Origin of the sequence: Coprococcus sp. ART55/1 (assembly GCF_000210595.1) — a bacterium.
In the GTDB taxonomy this organism is placed as follows: Bacteria; Bacillota; Clostridia; order Lachnospirales; family Lachnospiraceae; genus Coprococcus; species Coprococcus aceti.
Genome location: NC_021018.1, coordinates 1,009,180 through 1,027,094 on the forward strand (window position 1 = coordinate 1,009,180; position 17,915 = coordinate 1,027,094).

Consider the following 17,915-nt stretch of genomic DNA (forward strand, 5'->3'; position numbering starts at 1 on the left):
TCTTGAGAAGAAGGATGTCGTATATATAGGTGACTCTGATGTGGATCTTGCCACAGCAAGAAATTCTGGAACGGATGTCATCATGGTCGGCTGGGGATTCAGAGACGAGGAGTTTATCATGAGCCTTGGCGCACCATTTGTCATACATGACACACAGAAGATCGTTGATATAGTATTGGGAGAGTAGTGGATGCTTACATATTCATTTGACGACAGAGGGATGGATTTCCTCTATGAGCATTTGTACAAAGAGATAAAAAATGACATATTGATAGGAAATCTTAAAGCCCATGAGAAGCTGCCGTCAAAGAGGGCGCTTGCAGCTCATCTGAATGTGAGCGTCGTCACAGTGGAAAACGCATACAGTCAGCTCTTGGCTGAGGGATATATTTATTCCAAGCCGAAGAGCGGGTTCTATGTGTGTGATGTGAAGGCTGAGGATGCAGATGTTGTGGGAGTGCGCAATGTCTATGATACCAGTGAATATAAGAGTGGAACAAAAGGTTCCGTAATGAAAGATAATGCAAGGCAGAACACGACCTCAGAGGAATTGGATGTTTCATATATGCGTGGAATACGACCGGAAGACCATGTGACAGAGCATTCTCATGTGATCAGGGAACACGCAGAATCCCCTGGCCAGAACAGGTTCTTTGCCGACTTTGTGAACAATTCCACCCTCAGTGAGAACTTCCCATTTTCGACATGGACGAAGCTCATGAGGGAGACGATGATGGATGACCGGGAAAAGCTTATGAAGAGATCGCCGTCTGGTGGTATATTTGAACTCAGAAAGGCCATTGCGGATTATCTCTATCAGTTCAGGGGGATGTCTGTAAGCCCGAACCAGATCATAGTCGGCGCGGGAACGGAATATCTGTATGGTCTTATCATACAGCTTCTCGGCAGGGACAGCGTATACGGTGTGGAGAATCCGGGATATCAGAAGATACAGCACATATACGATGCATATCAAGTGAAATGCTGTTATATAGACATGGATGAGAGCGGTGTCAACATAGATTCGCTAGAGCGGTCCGGGGCTGATGTGGTGCATATATCACCGTCACACCATTTCCCTACGGGAACTGTCACTCCGGCGAGCAGGAGATATGAACTGCTGGGCTGGGCGGCAAAGCAGGAGGGCAGATATATCATAGAGGATGAATATGACAGTGAATTCCGTCTGGTGGGCAATCCGATCCCAGCACTTCAGAGTATAGATGCCTCAGATAAGGTCATATACATGAATACATTTTCAAAAAGTTTGTCATCAACCATACGAATAAGCTACATGGTATTGCCAATACCGCTCATGGTAAGGTATAATCATGTACTAAGCTTTTATGCGTGTACGGTGTCGAATTTTGATCAGTATACACTCACAAGATTTATCCAGGAGGGGTATCTGGAAAAGCACATCAACAGGATGAGAAAGTTTTACAGGAACAGCAGGGACAGGATACTTGGTTGTATCAGGAATCATAGGCTGTATCCACAGGTAACGATAAAGGAAGAGAATGCAGGTCTTCATTTCCTTATGGAGATCGACACGTCATACACGGACAGAGAGATGGTGGACAGGGCTGCCGCGGCAGGAATCAACATATCCAGCCTTAGCCAGTACTGCCACGGAAAAGAGCAGGAGGACAGCCACACACTGGTTATCAATTATTCGGGCATAGAAGAAGACATAATAGAGGAAGCCTGTGACAGACTTCTTGAGAGTGTGGTGCGCTTGACGACATAGCATGCAGACGCCGCGCGGAGCGCATTTCATGCGTTTGCAGGAATTTTTCGTAAGGAGGACAACGGATGAAGATATCATTTGATTCACTTGAGGAGCAGAATATTCAGAACTTTAAGGGCGGCGAAGGCGTATTCAAGCCACGCATGCACGTAGGCAATTACAACAAGATCATGAGGGCAACACTTCCAGCCGGAAGTTCTATAGGACTTCACACACATGACACCAACAGCGAGATCATATTTATCATCTCAGGAGTTGGGACCATGGAGTATGACGATACCATGGAGATACTCAATCCGGGCGACTGCCATTATTGCCCACCGGGACACAGCCATAGTCTGAAGAACAACGGCGATGAGGATCTGGTGTTCTATGCTGTAGTGCCAGAGCACAATTAGAAGAGAATAATATAAGAAAATAAAAAAAGAGGTTCTCCCAATCAATGTAACTGGAATATATCTGGAATTCCGGGTGCGCATCAGAATATGGAGATCTCTTTTTTATTTGTTATCAAGTGATTAACTTGATATATATGCGCTAATTCATGTCACATCTAGAAAAGCCTCTGATAAATGTAACAGTTTTAGTGAAGATTTCAGATACTTTTAATGTTTCGATAGATCAGTTGATACTTGGCAGAAACAGAGAGGTGGGGGCCTTGGATAGTAAACATGTAAGAGAGGGAGAACAGTGTAAAGAAGCAATAATTCATAGAATGCTAAAATTAAATTATTTTGATGGTGAAAAAAAGATAAGAAAGGTGCTAACTTTATAATACTATCACTGGATAGACTGTTTTAATGTAGTTTACATAAATTTTACGCGCTTGCATATTGAAAAACACGATATAAAATGCTAATATAATAGCAAGTTTATAATGATGAGGCTTAAAGCTAGTAGATACACATATGTGTGTCTGCTGGCTTTTCTTGCTTTTTACATAGATTTTACATTTCGTTTACTGCATGTGGATAGCGGCCATTTCCTTATGTGGATATGCTTGTTTAAGATGAGATTTACATAAGGAGGAAAGAAACACAGTGGACGAAAGAGTTAAGATAGTGTTTGGATTGCTGGGAGGACTTGCCATGTTCCTATATGGAATGAACAGCATGAGCGATGCACTCCAGAAGGCAGCAGGAGAAAAGATGAAGAGGATATTGGGATTCCTTACCAAGAATCCTTTGATGGGAGCTTTGGCGGGGGCACTTGTAACCGCAGTTCTCCAGAGCAGTTCGGCGACCACGGTCATGGTCATCGGATTTGTAAGTGCAGGACTCATGAGTCTGCCACAGGCTATATCAGTAATATTTGGAGCAAATATAGGAACGACCATGACGGCACAGCTTATGGCGTTCAAGATCAGTAATTACATATATCCGATCATATTCATAGGCTTCATTATGAACTTTGTGTTCAAGAAGGAAAAGATCAGAAATGTTGGTATGGTCATATTCTCATTTGGACTTCTCTTTGAAGGTATTGAGGTCATGGGTGGTGTTATGAAACCACTTGCCAGCAGTGCGATATTTGTGGATCTGATGGGCAAGGTGTCAGAGATACCGGTTCTCGGAGTTGTACTTGGTGCAGTCATGACCTTGGTTGTACAGAGTAGTTCGGCGACCATTGCGGTACTTCAGAACTTTGCGTCACAGCCTGGACCTGACGGAATACACAGTGTCATAGGTCTGGCAGGGGCGATACCTATCCTTTTTGGAGATAACATTGGAACAACCATCACAGCGCTTCTGGCATCCATAGGACAGTCCAAGAATGCCAAGAGAACAGCCATCGCGCACAGTACATTCAATATCACAGGAACCATACTTTTCATGTTCCTTATAAGACCGCTGGCTGCATTTGTGCAGTGGATATCACCGAAGGGCGATGAACTTGACATCATATCAAGACAGATAGCAAATGCGCATACCACGTTCAATGTGGCATGTACACTTATCTGGCTGCCTCTGATACCTGTTATGGTGAAGATAGTTAAGTTCATCATCAGGGGTGAGGACAAGAAAAATTCAGAGGGCTTTGTAGCCAAATACCTCGATGATAAAGCTATGTCACAGCCGGCGGCAGCTATCTACATGGCCGCAAAAGAAATATCAAGATTGTCTGTTCATGCGGGTAAGATGATAGGTGCTATGAAAAATGCTATAGAGAAGAGAAATATTACAGATATCCGTGACAAATATGTGGATGAGCATGACAAGGTCAAGGAGCTTCAGAATATAATAGTTGATTTCATCACAAAGCTGATATCAAGTGGTAACCTTACCGAGAAACAGGCAGAGCAGGCGGCAGGCCTCATGGTGGTCAGCAACAATATAGAGCGTATAGCAGACAGGTGCGATGAGGTGGATGGCCTGTATAAAAAGATCCTGGACAATGGACAACTGCTGTCGGATGCTGCGATAGCTGACCTGACAGCATGTATGGATATGACAGAGAAACTTTTCGGTGAGTCAATGAATGCAATAATTACTGGGGACAGCGAAACTCCTGATAAGGTTGCCGCAGACAAGAAGAAGATAAGAAAGCTCCAGAGACAGGCAGGTAAGGCTCATCTCGCAAGAGTCAAGAAAAACACATGTGTGAGAAGCCTGACAGCGGATTATTCAGCACTCCTTTACAGCATGGACCGTATGGCGGACAACTGCATATCCATTGCGGAAGAGGCAATCGACGATTTCACATTTGACAAACTTGATATAGAGAATATGGATAGCGACAGTGAAGTCATGGTGAAGGCAGGTGCTCAGGCATGACAAAATACAAATGTGAAAGAACGTATATTGACAGTAATATAGACAGGAGCTGCAAAAGGGACAGATACTGGAAAATGATTGGCAAATTTCTTGCAATGACTGCACTGGGTTCTCTGTTACTCACAGGATGTGGCGCCAAAGTGGACGTTCCGGATATGTCATCCATGGGTACGATAAATGTGGTTTCCAGAGAGGAAGGTTCCGGTACTAAGACGGAATTTGACAATCTTGTAGGTACCGATGCTACGGGAACAAACACTGTTGCAGATTCCACAGATAAGGTCATATCGGAAGTTGCTTCTGACAAAAATGCGATAGGTTATATAGCTTACAGTGCGGAAAATAACAGTGGTGTAAAGGCGCTGGATGTCGATGGTGTAGCTCCGGATGCGGCATCTATAGAGAAGGACAAATATCCTCTGTGCAGGGATTATATATTGGTGTATAACGGAGAGTTGTCAGCTGTGGCAAAGGATTTCATGGCTTATGTGAAGTCAGCGGGGCAGGCAGTGGTTGCGGACTACTGTGTTCCGGTAAAAAAGAGCGAGACATTCCTGTCAGACAAGTCTGGTGGTACGGTGGAGATACATGGTTCTACATCGGCAGCTCCGATCGTATCTAAGCTGGCAGAGGAATACATGAAGATCAATCCGGCAGCGAAGATCTTGGTCACAGAGTCGGATTCGACACAGGGACTCGATGATGCGCTTCAGGGCAGATGTGACCTTGGAATGTCATCCAGAAGCCTTCAGCCGTACGAGAGCGAGCTGCTCACATCATATGTATTTGGACGTGATGCGATTGCTGTGATCGTAAACAGTGAGAATACGCTATCTGACATATCGGTGGATATGCTGAAGAAGATATATGATAAGAAGTATACTGCCTGGAGCGATTTGAGATGATTACCACAATAAGGAACAGCAACTCACATGGGTGCATATAATGAGTCTGCTCCTATGATGAGAGGGATAGTCATATGGCTATCCGTCTTGTTGTGTATGTATAGAATAAATGTGTATGTATAGAATAAAACAGATAGAAAGAGGACAGGCAATTGGTAAACTGGCTGATCAGACTGATAAGAAAAATAAAGAACAGAAAAGGAGAATATGAAGAAATGGCACAGGATACAAATATAAGTACAATAAAGGGCGTATACGTCAACAGAGAGATTTCATGGCTCAAGTTTAATGAGCGTGTGCTGGAGGAGGCACAGAATGAGAATTCACCGCTTTGCGAGAAATTGTCATTTCTGGCAATATATCAGTCAAATCTTGATGAATTCTTCATGGTGAGAGTTGGTTCTCTGGAGGATCAGAAACTTTTGACCGGAGATCAGAGGGAGAACAAGACAAAGCTCAGCCCACAGGAACAGATTGATGCGATCCTTGAGAATGTCACAAAGCTCAATGCGATCAAAGACAACATATATGAGAATCTCATGAAAGATGTTGAGACGGAGGGGTTTAGACTGGTAAGGTACGCAGACCTGTCGAAGGCTGACGCAAAGTATCTTGACAGTTATTTTGCGCAGGAGATACTTCCGCTGCTCTCAGTGATGATCGTTGGAAGAAAACAGCCATTCCCATTCCTCAAGAACAGAGAGATATATGCCCTTGCCATACTTGAGAGAAAGGGCAAGAAGAAACTCGGTATCATACCTTGTGAGAGTGGCATGCTTCCAAGACTTGTGGCACTTCCGGGCGTGCCTGGAACCTATATACTTTTGGAGGAGCTTATCCTTCACTATGCTCCAGGGCTTTTCAAGGGCTACAAGGTTCAGGAGAAGACTCTCATGAGGATCACCAGAAATGCCGATATCGACGTGAGCAAGGTGTATGATGAAGACCTCAACTACAGAGATCAGATGGAACAGGTTGTTAAGCTTAGAAAGAAACTTGCTCCGGTCAGAATAGAATTTACAAGAGATATATCACAGAAGATGGTGGGCGAGGTGTGTGATTACTGTGAGCTTGACGAGAAACATGTATTTTATTCAAAATCTCCGCTGGATCTGTCATTTGTATTCCAGATACAGGATAAGCTCAGGGACAGACAGGAGCTGTTCTTTGAGAAGAGGGTGTCACAGCAGTCACCGGATCTTGATGTGATGAAGCCACTTATACCTCAGATACTTGAGAAGGATGTGCTTCTCTCATATCCGTATGAGAGCATCAGACCGTTCCTGAATCTCCTTCAGGAGGCAGCAAGAGATCCAAAGGTAAATGCAATCAGGATGACTTTATATCGTCTTGCGAAGAACTCTAAGGTTGTGGAAGCACTTGTTGAAGCTGCAGAGAATGGTAAGCAGGTTGAGGTACTTGTGGAGCTCAAGGCAAGATTTGATGAGGAAAATAATATAGAGTGGAGCCGTACCCTCGAGGATGCGGGCTGTCATGTTGTGTATGGCGTTGACGGACTCAAGGTTCATTCAAAGCTCTGTCTCATAACCAGAAAAGACGGAGGTAAAATCCAGTACATAACACAGATAGGAACGGGAAATTACAATGAGAAGACATCCAGACTCTACACAGATCTGTCGCTCATGACTGCAAATGAGGCTATTGGCAAGGATGCCATGAAAGTGTTTCAGTCGATTCTTATTGGCAATACAGTCAGCCGTGCTGATCACCTGCTTGTGGCTCCTGAATGCCTGCAGGCTCCGGTTCTCAAGATGATAGATGATGAGATTGCCATAGCAAAGGACGGTCAGCCTGCTTATATCGGAGTTAAGATCAATTCTCTCACTGACAAAAAGATCATCGACAAGCTGGTTGAGGCATCAAAGGCGGGAGTGAAGGTTGAACTTATAGTCAGAGGAATATGCTGTCTGCTGGCAGGGATTCCTGGTGAGACGGAGAATATACATATAAGAAGTATTGTCGGACGCTTCCTTGAGCACTCAAGAATATACATCTTCGGAACACCTGACAGAGACAAGATATATATAGCTTCGGCGGATTTTATGACGCGTAACACTCTCCGCCGTGTGGAGGTTGCTACACCTATATATGATGATAAGATTAAGCAGCGTATCAGGGACATGTTTGGACTTATGATGAAGGATAACATGCAGGCACGCATACAGCAGCCTGACGGCACCTACTTGAAACAGAACCGCGATGTTGAGGAGATAAACTCACAGGAACAGCAGTATGCAGATGCCTATGAGAGGGCACGTCAGTAGGCGCATTGCATAGTGAGACTGCGCAAAAGTAGCAAAGGCATTTGCTTTCTGAGGACAGATATGTTAGAATCTGTAAAAATCAAAGATAAAAATAACGTGCAGATTACGGACCGAAAAGGATAACGACTGTGCATGCTTTGGCATGCCGGCTGTTATCCTTTTTGTGTTTTATAGTGATTGCGGATAAGGAGAAGTGCATGTATCTGATGATAGACAATTTTGATTCGTTTGTATATAACCTGAAGGCGTATTTTGAGGAAATGGGAAGATGTGTGACCGTGAAGAGGTGCGATCGGATATCTCTGCATGATGTGGAAGATCTGGAGCCGGAGGGCATAATACTTTCACCGGGACCTGGGCGGCCATGGGAGGCAAAAATGTGTGTGGATGTTGTGAACATGTATAAGGGAAAGATTCCGATACTTGGAGTCTGTCTTGGACATCAGATACTTGGGTATTGTGCGGGCGCCATTGTTGAAAAAGGAAAGATGCCAATGCATGGAAAGGTGACAGAGATACATACCTGTGGAACAGGTCTGTTCGCGCGGCTGCCGGAAAGCTTTCATGTCACAAGGTACCACTCATTGGTAATAAATGGCAGTAGTCTGCCGGATGATTACCAGGTGGATGCTATATCCGAGGATGGTGCAGTTATGGGAATATCACACAGAAGGCTGCCGTTGTACGGGGTGCAGTTTCATCCGGAAGCGGTACTTACGGAGTATGGTCATGATATATTGTATAATTTTTGTATAGCGGCGGAGAAATTTAATTGCAGATAAGGAGTCATATATGAGCAGTATGAGGCGAGTGGTAAAAAAACTTGACAGATATGTGTGTGCAGCTGATGTTTTTGGAATATATGAGGATGAGATAGGAATAGCATTTCTTGACTCATCCCTTGTGAATAATCTGGGACACTATTCGATCATCGGGAGATGCCCGTATCTCAGGCTTGTTAAGAATGGGGATACATTTGAGGTTAATGGAGATTCTGAAAAGAATATAACATTTGAAGAATATATGAGACAGTATCTTGTACAGCATATGGATAAGAGTTCGGAGAATTTGCCGATCGTATCAGGCGCGATAGGGTATGTATCCTACGATTATGGAATGGACAGGATGGGGCTTGATTCCATCAATGAAGACCTTGTGTCTGTTCCAGAGGCAGTCATGACATTCTATGACTGTTTTGTTGTTGAAGATTGCCTAAAAAAAGAGACATATCTTGTGGCAAATGGTATGACAGGTGATGCACAGTCAAATATTGATGTAATGGAGAATGATATAGAGAAGTATTGCGGCAGGGATGATCGGGAAAGTGGGAATATAATTGACAGGACGAGTGAAGATGTACAAAAGAGGAAGAAGTATAACTTGAATGTGTACGAAGAATGCAGCAGAGAAGAGTATGAGGACTCTATAAGAAGGCTGAAGGATTATATAACCGAGGGGGATGTATATGTTGCAAATTTGACAAGACACATGGTTATCGACAGCGATAAAAAGCCTCTGGACGTGTTCCGCGATCTGCGAGTTAGCAATCCGTCGCCATTTGGTGGATATCTTGATCTGGGAGATTATCAGATAGTGAGCGCATCTCCTGAAAGGTTCATGCAGATAAAGGATCGCCGTGTGTACACCCGGCCGATAAAGGGAACGAGGAGACGAGGAGAGACTGACAGGGAGGATGAGGTGCTCAGGGGTGAGCTTAAGAAATCACAGAAGGAAAAGAGTGAACTTCTGATGATTGTAGATCTTGAGAGGAATGACCTGAATCGTGTGTGCAGACCAGGAAGCGTAAAAGTGACTGAACTGTTTTCGATAGAAGAATATGCAACAGTTTTTCATCAGGTGGCAAATGTTGAAGGCATGCTGCAGGATGGTGAAGATGTGATGTCTCTTCTTACTGCGGCATTTCCGGGTGGTTCTGTTACGGGGGCGCCGAAACGCAGGGCTATGGAGATTACAGATGAACTTGAATGCGGGAAGAGAAATATTTACACCGGCTCTATTGGTTATATTACATTGGATGGAAAATGTGATTTTAATATAGTGATAAGAACTGTATTGTACAGAAATGGCAGGTATTATCTTGGCGTTGGAGGCGGTATTACTGCCGATTCAGATCCTGGTGCAGAGTATGAAGAGACACGGGATAAGGCAAAAGCAATACTCAGTGCATTGCAGTAGCATTTGAAAATGATGAAAATGGGAGAAATGTAAAATGAATGTAAAAATGGATGATTGCTTTCAATTTGGTCTTGGAGCATTTGAAACTATAAGTGTGGTTGACGGCAGGCCGATATTTCTTGACAGGCATCTGAGACGCCTGGAAGATGCTGCAAGATTCCTGGATCTTGGCATGCCGGCAGAACGGGGCATAGACAGGATAACTGTGCTGGAATATCTGAGAAAGTGGATGAGTGAGCATGATTACAGAGATCGATCAGGTCATATGAGGCGATGTGCGTTAAAGATCATGCTGACTCAGGAAAATGTGGTTTTTTCAATGAGAGATAATCCTTACACCCCGGATATATACGAACGGGGGTTTGCAATGGACATAAGTAATGTTAGAAGAAATGAGACATCGCCGTTCGTATATCATAAAACCATGAATTACGGAGACTGCATTCTTGAAAAAAGGCGGTCTGGCAAAGCTGGAATGGATGAACGGATCTTCCTGAATACAAAGGGACAGATATGCGAGGGTACGGTGAGTAATATATTTTTGGTGAGAGATGGTAGGATATACACACCTGCGATAGACTCAGGTCTTCTGCCTGGAACAGTAAGGGAGTATATCTGTGAATCAGAGGCGGTCACGCAGACGGTGATATTCCCTGATGAACTGTCATCGTATCAGGAATGCTTTGTGACCAATTCCTTGATGGGGGTCATGCCGGTGAAACTACTGGGAAATATCAGCTTTGAGGAGAGGAACGTCACAGCCATGATAATGAGAAAATATCATAATTTTTCAGCTTTATGCCGGTAAAATGCCTTTTTGTATCATTGTGGTCCGGGCTCAGCCACTTCGCATATGGTAAGAGTGTCACCAGATATGGTAAACCTTATATCGTATCCGCCGTACAGCATTCCATAGCGTCTATTCGGTTCATCCTGATAGCCAGGCCTTGGATCCTGCGCAAGTATCTCTTTCAGGGCCTCGATCTGTGTACTTGAAAATATTGTTTCAAGTTTGACGGCGATATCGTCAGAGAAACACACAGACAGCTCCGGAATATCAAGGGAGTCTGTCCAGCCCCCGGTCGCATCCGGATGGCTGTCGGTGTATGGTAGATAAGGCTTGATATCGTACACCGGTGTTCCGTCCAGTATATCGGCTCCTGACACCACAAGTCCGTGTACACAGCCGTTTTCTTCATTATATATAATGTCCAGAAGCTTCACCGATGATAGTCCGATGTTGTTCGGTCTGAATGGCGATCTGGTGGCAAAAACCCCCATCCGCTGGTTACCGCCCAGCTTTGGGGGTTTTACTGTTGCGGTAAAACCGTTCTTGTGAGCCCTGGAGAAGTCCCACAGCAGCCATATGTGGGAGAATCCGTCAAGTCCTCTGAACGCCTCTGCCTGATTGTACGGTGGAAGTATCTCTATAAAAGCGGTGGCGCGGCCTGTCAGACCGCTCTGCCTTGGAATCCCGAACTTCTCTTTGTAGTCGCATCTCACATATCCTATTACTTCTAAACTGGTATTTGTCATGTATATTTATCCCACTTTCTGGTTGCAATTTATAAGTCATGGCAGATTATTTGCTGTACATTCAGCATGCATTGATTAACGCCGACTTTACATTCAATTTACATTGCGTTGGTTATGTATTTTACTTATGCCATTTATTATAGTTCAAAGAAAAGAACGAAAGGCGCGCGAGTTCTTTTCCGGGACATAAACAAAGAATGATATGTTCCAATAATACAATATTTGCAAAGACCGGTTCAAGAGATAACCGGCACATGTAACAATTTTCGGAGAAAATTGTTATGCAGCATCAGCCATCGCCGAGTGAGGTGCCCATGCGCCGTAGGCGCATATTAAAATGGCACCGACGAACTGCCGCCGAACGGAAGTGAGGGGACGATACCATAAAGCGATTTTGCATGGCTGATGTTCCAAGAAAGAATATGGACAAAGTAAGGAGAAAAAGAAAATGGTTAAATTAAAGAAAGTATTAGCAGTTACACTTGGAGCAGCACTTATGGTAGGAAGTCTTGCAGGCTGTGGAAATAATTCATCAAAGAGCGCAGATGGCGGATTCGATGCAGCACAGGATATATCAGTAGTATCAAGAGAGGAAGGCTCAGGAACAAGAGGAGCATTCGTAGAGCTCACAGGAGTTGAGGAGAAGGATGCAGATGGCAATAAGGTCGACAACACAACAACAAATGCCATCACATGCAACAGCACAGAGGTCGTACTCACAACAGTAGCAGGAGATGATTATGCAATCGGTTACATATCTCTCGGAGCACTCAACGATACAGTAAAGGCACTCAAGATCGGTGGAGTTGAGGCAAGTGAGGAGAACATCAACAATGGTTCATACACACTTTCAAGACCTTTCAACATCGTTACAAAGGATGGCATCAGCGATGTTGCACAGGATTTCATCAACTACATCATGAGCGAGGATGGACAGAAGATCATCTCAGCAAATAAGTACATCGAGGTTGCAAACAGCGGAGCATTTACTTCAACAAATCCAAAGGGCAAGATTGTTGTTGCAGGATCATCTTCAGTAACACCTGTTATGGAAAAACTTATCGAGGCATACAAGGCAATCAACACAAACGCTGACATCGAGCTTCAGGAGAGCGATTCAACAACAGGTATCACATCAACATCAGATGGAACATGCGACATAGGTATGGCATCACGTGAACTCAAGGATACAGAGACAGCACTTGGTCTCAAGGCAACAGTAATAGCAATGGACGGAATTGCAGTTATAGTAAATAACAACAACCCTGCTGAGGACTACACAGTAGATCAGGTCAAGGACATATTCACAGGTTCAGCAGCAAAGTGGGAGGACGTAAAGTAATCAGCTTATGCATAAACTTAAAGAAACAATTATGCATGTAGTATTCCTGATAGCGGCACTGGTATCCATCGCAGCAGTAGCACTCATATGTGTGTTCCTGTTTGTGAATGGAATACCGGCCATTAAAGAGATAGGCTTCGGGGATTTCACCCTTGGTGAGGTCTGGAAGCCTACAAATGGGTACTACGGCATTCTTCCTTTCATATTAGGAAGTATATATGTGACAGCCGGAGCACTGATAATTGGAGTTCCGATAGGACTTCTGACAGCGATATATCTGGCAAAGTTTTGTCCCGACAGATTATATAAAGTTATAAAGCCATTTATCAATCTGATGGCCGGAATACCTTCGGTAGTATATGGATTCTTTGGAATGTGTGTGCTTGTACCGATGGTGAGAAGCATATTTGGAGTAAATGGAAATACGATGCTCACGGCATCAGTACTTCTTGGAATGATGATACTTCCAACTATCATCAGTGTATCAGAGACCTCAATAAGAGCGGTACCTGACAAATATTATCAGGGAGCCCTGGCACTTGGAGCAACACATGAGCGAAGCGTGTTCAAGACTGTTGTCCCTGCAGCAAAGTCAGGAGTTATGGCAGCGATTATCCTTGGTGTTGGCCGTGCAGTTGGAGAGACTATGGCGGTCATCATGGTTGCTGGAAATCAGGTCCATATGCCTGACGGAATACTGAGAGGTGTCAGAACACTCACCACAAATATAGTAATGGAGATGGGATATGCGACGGACCTGCACAGACAGGCTCTGATAGCGACGGGCGTTGTACTGTTCGTATTCATACTCATTATCAACCTCCTGTTCTCCATCATAAAGAGAAAGACGGTGGCATAGATGACAGAGAGAGTAGAAGGAATAAAGACAGTTGTCGCATGTGGCGATGACAGAACAAAAAATACAATAATCAGCACGAAAAAGACGGCACCTGAGGACGATCCTTCATCCATAGTTGATGTGGACAGCATAGAGGCTATAAACAAGAGCACATGGTCTGAGAAATGGGCTGAGTACAGAAAGAGACCGGGATCATTCATAATGTTTATCTTTGTACATCTGGCAACGCTCATAACTGTGCTCTCCATAGGATTTCTGTTGGTGTATGTACTGGTAAAGGGAATCCCAAATCTTAATGCGGACATATTCAGCTGGGAATATACATCGGACAACTGTTCGCTGGTACCGGCACTTATAAATACGGTTTACATGACGCTGCTGTCCCTCCTGATAGCAGGTCCGATAGGAATATTTGCAGCGATATATCTTGTCGAATATGCAAAGACTGGCAATAAGCTGGTGGGGGTAGTGAGGATCACAGCGGAGACACTTACAGGAATACCTTCGATCGTATACGGACTATTTGGAATGCTGTTTTTCACAAATGCGTGTGGACTTAGATTATCACTCATATCAGGTGCGTTAACCCTGGCGATAATGGTTCTTCCGGTCATAATGAGAACCACAGAGGAGGCACTTATGGCAGTGCCTAAGTCTTATAGAGAAGGAAGTTTTGGACTGGGAGCCGGAAAGCTCAGAACAGTATTCAAAGTAGTGCTTCCAAGTGCCGTTCCTGGAATACTGTCAGGAATCATACTTGCGACAGGACGTATCGTGGGCGAAACGGCAGCACTCATATACACAGCAGGATCGGTTGCAAAGATGGCGACAAAGCTTACCGATTCAACAAGAACTCTGGCGGTTCATATGTACCTTCTGTCAAAAGAAGGACTTCACACGGATCAGGGTTATGCAACAGCGGTTGTACTTCTGGTGCTTGTGGTGCTTATCAACTTTGCGTCAGACAAGATTGCAGGAAAGGTTGCCGCAGATAAGGCCAATTAACACGTGTTGGGGCTTTGGAATCAGAGTCTTGGCAGGTGCTTACAATATCCGGCAGAAGCGATTGAGCTTCTGCAATTAGAAAAGAAAATATTAAGGTGCGATGTGAAAGAAAGACATCATAACAATACAAATGATGTAACGATTCGCATTTGATGTTAAGAATGGAGAAAAATAGATGAATAATAACGTTAAGTTCAGCGTTAAAAATTTGAATCTCTATTACGGAAAGTTCCATGCCCTTAAGGGTATTGATATGGATATTCCGTCAAATGAGGTTACAGCATTTATTGGACCATCAGGTTGTGGAAAGTCAACATTTCTCAAGTCACTCAACAGAATGAATGATCTGGTAGAGGGCTGTAAGATAACAGGTGATGTGAGGCTTGATGGAGAGGACATATACAGCGGAATGGATATTAACCTTTTGAGAAAAAGAGTTGGAATGGTATTCCAGCAGCCGAATCCTTTTCCGATGAGCGTGTATGACAATATAGCATATGGCCCAAGAACCCATGGAATAAGAAACCGTGCAAAGCTTGATGAGATAGTTGAGAGATCTCTCAGACAGGCAGCCATATGGGATGAGCTTAAGGACAGACTGAAGAAGTCAGCACTTGGCCTTTCAGGAGGACAGCAGCAGAGGCTCTGTATAGCCAGAGCACTGGCAGTGGAGCCTGAGGTACTTCTCATGGATGAGCCTACATCGGCCCTTGATCCTATATCGACATCCAAGATAGAGGACCTGGTACTTGAACTGAAGGACAATTACACCATTATCATGGTTACGCATAACATGCAGCAGGCAACCAGAGTTGCGGACAACACAGCGTTCTTCCTTCTCGGAGAGGTCGTTGAGTACGCAGAGACAGAAAAGATGTTCAGCAAGCCGGCTGACAAGCGTACAGAGGATTACATCACCGGTAGATTTGGTTAGGAGGGACACGATGAGAGACAAATATGAGATGCAGCTTAGAAAGCTTCACGCAGAGATGATAGAGATGGGAACTATGATTGAGCAGGCGATCGAGACAGCGATCAAGGCTCTCGTGGCCCAGGACACAGAGCTCGCAAAGAAGGCGATCGAGGCGGATGACGCCATCGACCATCAGGAGAGAGAGATTGAGAATCTGTGCCTCAAGCTGTTCCTTACCCAGCAGCCGGTTGCCGGGGATATGAGAAATATATCCGCAGCACTCAAGATGATAACGGATATGGAGAGGATCGGAGATCACGCCTCAGATATATCAGAACTCACACTGTGCATGGCTGGCACACCATATATAAAGAAGCTTGAGCACATACAGCAGATGGCAAAAGAGACGATCGTCATGCTGGTATCAAGCATAGAGGCATATGTCAACGCAGATGAGAAAAAGGCAAAGAGTGTAATAGAGCATGACGATGTCGTCGATGATCTTTTTGACAAGGTCAAGAATGAACTCATCACAATGATACATGAGAATTCGGATGATGGAGAGCAGGCTTGTGACCTTCTTATGGTTGCCAAGTATCTTGAGAGGATTGGCGATCACGCAACGAATATATCAGAGTGGGTACTCTTCTCGATAACAGGAGAACATGTTGATTGATTAAATGATATAGATACATTTTATATGTAACAGATCAGAAATATTTTACATAGAGTAATTTAGATGAAAAGAGGTGATTTCTATGAAGTGGGTATGTACGAAGATAAATGAACTGTCACACAGAACAGGTATAGGCAATATAAAACTTTTCATAACAGTCAGTATGGTGGTGTGCGGACTTGCGGGATGTGCTGCAGCATTGCTGCTCCACATGATCCCTATGCTTGGAGATGTCTCATTAGCTAAGCTGATGTTTATATGTGGCGGCTACGGCATGTTCCTGGTAGGAATGCTTGGAAGTGCGGTGTATCTGCTCATAAATGAGCCTCTGGGCAATAGATAAATTAAAGAAAATGGACTGGAATTATATAAAACCTTGAACGAAAATTTGTTGAGATTTTACACAGATTTTAAATTTACACAGATTTTACATACACATATCTCACATTTTACATATCCCTTTTACAATAGACTCTGATAAAACAGACGCTGTAAAAGGGATATTGTGTATACAAGTCCTTATACAGAAGTAATTGGAAATGTAATAAGGAGACAAAAAATATGGATATTTTCAATGTGTTATCCCTTCTGGGCGGACTTGCAATGTTCCTGTATGGAATGAACGTGATGGGAGATGGCCTTGCCAAGACGGCTGGCGGTAAGCTGGAGAAGATACTGGAAAAACTCACATCCACACCTATAAAGGGTGTTCTGCTGGGCGCCGCGGTGACAGGAGTGATCCAGTCATCATCGGCGACCACAGTTATGGTGGTTGGACTTGTAAACTCAGGCATCATGAAGCTGAGACAGGCAGTGGGTATCATCATGGGTGCAAATATAGGAACAACAGTAACATCATGGATACTCAGCCTTACAGGAATACAGAGTGACAATATATTTATTAATATGTTGAAACCCTCATCCTTTTCACCTATACTCGCAGTAATAGGAATAATATTCCTCATGTTCACCAAGTCTGAGAAGAAGCACGATATAGGTGGAATCCTTCTTGGATTTACAGTGCTCATGTTTGGTATGGAGATGATGAGCGGTGCGGTTGCTCCGCTTAAGGATGTACCGGAATTTACGAATATACTCACCATGTTCTCCAATCCATTCCTTGGAATGCTTGTGGGAATGTTGATAACAGCTATCATACAGAGTTCTTCGGCGTCTGTAGGTATACTCCAGGCGCTGTGTGCAACCGGGGCTGTGTCATTTGGGACGGCGATCCCAATCATCATGGGTCAGAACATAGGAACCTGTGTAACGGCACTGATATCATGTATAGGAACCAAGAAGAATGCCAAGAGAGCTGCGTTTGTGCATCTGTACTTCAACATCATAGGAACAGTCGTGTTCATGGTGGTGTTCTACACGGTCAATTCATTTGTACACTTCCAGTTCCTGAATGATTCAGCGAATGCAGCTGGCATAGCTGTTGTACACAGTGTGTTCAACGTTGCAGCGACACTTCTTCTGCTTCCGTTCTCAGGCGGACTTGAGAAGCTTGCAACGCTCACTGTCAGAGATAAGGATGAGGTGGAGAAGAATACTCCTGCAGAGCTGGAGATGCTCAAGCGTCTGGATGCCAGATTCCTTGAGAAACCAGCATTTGCTGTTGGACACTGTATAGAGGTTGTAAAATACATGGCTCAGCTTTCAAAGAACAGT

The 17,915-nt window shown here is 44.1% G+C and carries 17 protein-coding genes; 16 read left to right on the plus strand and 1 reads right to left on the minus strand.

Going from position 1 to position 17,915, the window contains the following annotated elements; all coding sequences use genetic code 11:
* The 9 genes from CCU_RS04725 to CCU_RS04765 all read left to right on the plus strand — a co-directional run.
* The coding region (locus CCU_RS04725; RefSeq protein WP_208895996.1) for an HAD family hydrolase at positions 1–187 on the plus strand (187 nt) is incomplete at its 5' end.
* 3 nt (positions 188–190) lie between these two features.
* Positions 191–1,750, plus strand: coding sequence for a MocR-like pyridoxine biosynthesis transcription factor PdxR (pdxR, locus tag CCU_RS04730; RefSeq protein WP_015533768.1), 1,560 nt, complete (start codon positions 191–193; stop codon positions 1,748–1,750).
* Between the two features lie 65 nt (positions 1,751–1,815).
* A complete protein-coding gene (locus CCU_RS04735) occupies positions 1,816–2,148 on the plus strand; it encodes a cupin domain-containing protein (protein ID WP_004850052.1) in 333 nt (110 codons plus the stop codon).
* A 642-nt stretch (positions 2,149–2,790) separates the two neighbouring features.
* On the plus strand, positions 2,791–4,524 hold the full coding sequence (locus tag CCU_RS04740) for a Na/Pi cotransporter family protein (RefSeq protein ID WP_208895997.1): 1,734 nt from the start codon (positions 2,791–2,793) through the stop codon (positions 4,522–4,524).
* Entirely contained in the window at positions 4,521–5,429 is a 909-nt protein-coding gene (locus CCU_RS04745) for a substrate-binding domain-containing protein (protein WP_015533770.1), read from the plus strand. Before CCU_RS04740 ends, CCU_RS04745 begins: the two co-directional genes overlap by 4 nt.
* A gap of 215 nt (positions 5,430–5,644) precedes the next feature.
* The gene (gene ppk1 / locus CCU_RS04750) at positions 5,645–7,714 is read left to right on the plus strand and encodes a polyphosphate kinase 1 (RefSeq protein WP_208895998.1); all 2,070 of its coding nucleotides are present in this window, start codon (positions 5,645–5,647) and stop codon (positions 7,712–7,714) included.
* A gap of 197 nt (positions 7,715–7,911) precedes the next feature.
* On the plus strand, positions 7,912–8,496 hold the full coding sequence (locus CCU_RS04755) for an anthranilate synthase component II (protein ID WP_015533771.1): 585 nt from the start codon (positions 7,912–7,914) through the stop codon (positions 8,494–8,496).
* A 10-nt stretch (positions 8,497–8,506) separates the two neighbouring features.
* Positions 8,507–9,910, plus strand: a complete 1,404-nt coding sequence (gene pabB, locus CCU_RS04760) for an aminodeoxychorismate synthase component I (RefSeq protein WP_015533772.1) — start codon at positions 8,507–8,509, stop codon at positions 9,908–9,910.
* A gap of 34 nt (positions 9,911–9,944) precedes the next feature.
* Complete coding sequence (locus tag CCU_RS04765; RefSeq protein WP_015533773.1) at positions 9,945–10,718, plus strand: aminotransferase class IV; 774 nt, start codon at positions 9,945–9,947, stop codon at positions 10,716–10,718.
* 14 nt (positions 10,719–10,732) lie between these two features.
* Here CCU_RS04765 and tsaA read toward each other — a convergent pair whose 3' ends face one another.
* Positions 10,733–11,446: a tRNA (N6-threonylcarbamoyladenosine(37)-N6)-methyltransferase TrmO gene (gene tsaA, locus CCU_RS04770; RefSeq protein WP_015533774.1), complete on the minus strand. Its 714-nt coding sequence runs from the start codon at positions 11,444–11,446 to the stop codon at positions 10,733–10,735.
* 448 nt (positions 11,447–11,894) lie between these two features.
* On the opposite strand from tsaA, the gene CCU_RS04775 reads away from it, so the two are divergent.
* The 7 genes from CCU_RS04775 to CCU_RS04805 all read left to right on the plus strand — a co-directional run.
* Positions 11,895–12,788, plus strand: a complete 894-nt coding sequence (locus tag CCU_RS04775) for a substrate-binding domain-containing protein (protein WP_015533775.1) — start codon at positions 11,895–11,897, stop codon at positions 12,786–12,788.
* Between the two features lie 7 nt (positions 12,789–12,795).
* Entirely contained in the window at positions 12,796–13,647 is an 852-nt protein-coding gene (pstC, locus tag CCU_RS04780; protein WP_015533776.1) for a phosphate ABC transporter permease subunit PstC, read from the plus strand.
* Positions 13,648–14,652: a phosphate ABC transporter permease PstA gene (gene pstA / locus CCU_RS04785; protein ID WP_015533777.1), complete on the plus strand. Its 1,005-nt coding sequence runs from the start codon at positions 13,648–13,650 to the stop codon at positions 14,650–14,652.
* A 175-nt stretch (positions 14,653–14,827) separates the two neighbouring features.
* A complete protein-coding gene (gene pstB, locus CCU_RS04790) occupies positions 14,828–15,586 on the plus strand; it encodes a phosphate ABC transporter ATP-binding protein PstB (RefSeq protein ID WP_015533778.1) in 759 nt (252 codons plus the stop codon).
* 10 nt (positions 15,587–15,596) lie between these two features.
* Positions 15,597–16,241: a phosphate signaling complex protein PhoU gene (gene phoU, locus CCU_RS04795; protein ID WP_015533779.1), complete on the plus strand. Its 645-nt coding sequence runs from the start codon at positions 15,597–15,599 to the stop codon at positions 16,239–16,241.
* Between the two features lie 82 nt (positions 16,242–16,323).
* The gene (locus tag CCU_RS04800; protein WP_015533780.1) at positions 16,324–16,584 is read left to right on the plus strand and encodes a hypothetical protein; all 261 of its coding nucleotides are present in this window, start codon (positions 16,324–16,326) and stop codon (positions 16,582–16,584) included.
* A 218-nt stretch (positions 16,585–16,802) separates the two neighbouring features.
* Positions 16,803–17,915 (plus strand): Na/Pi cotransporter family protein (locus tag CCU_RS04805; protein ID WP_208895999.1); only part of this gene is annotated, 1,113 nt, incomplete at its 3' end.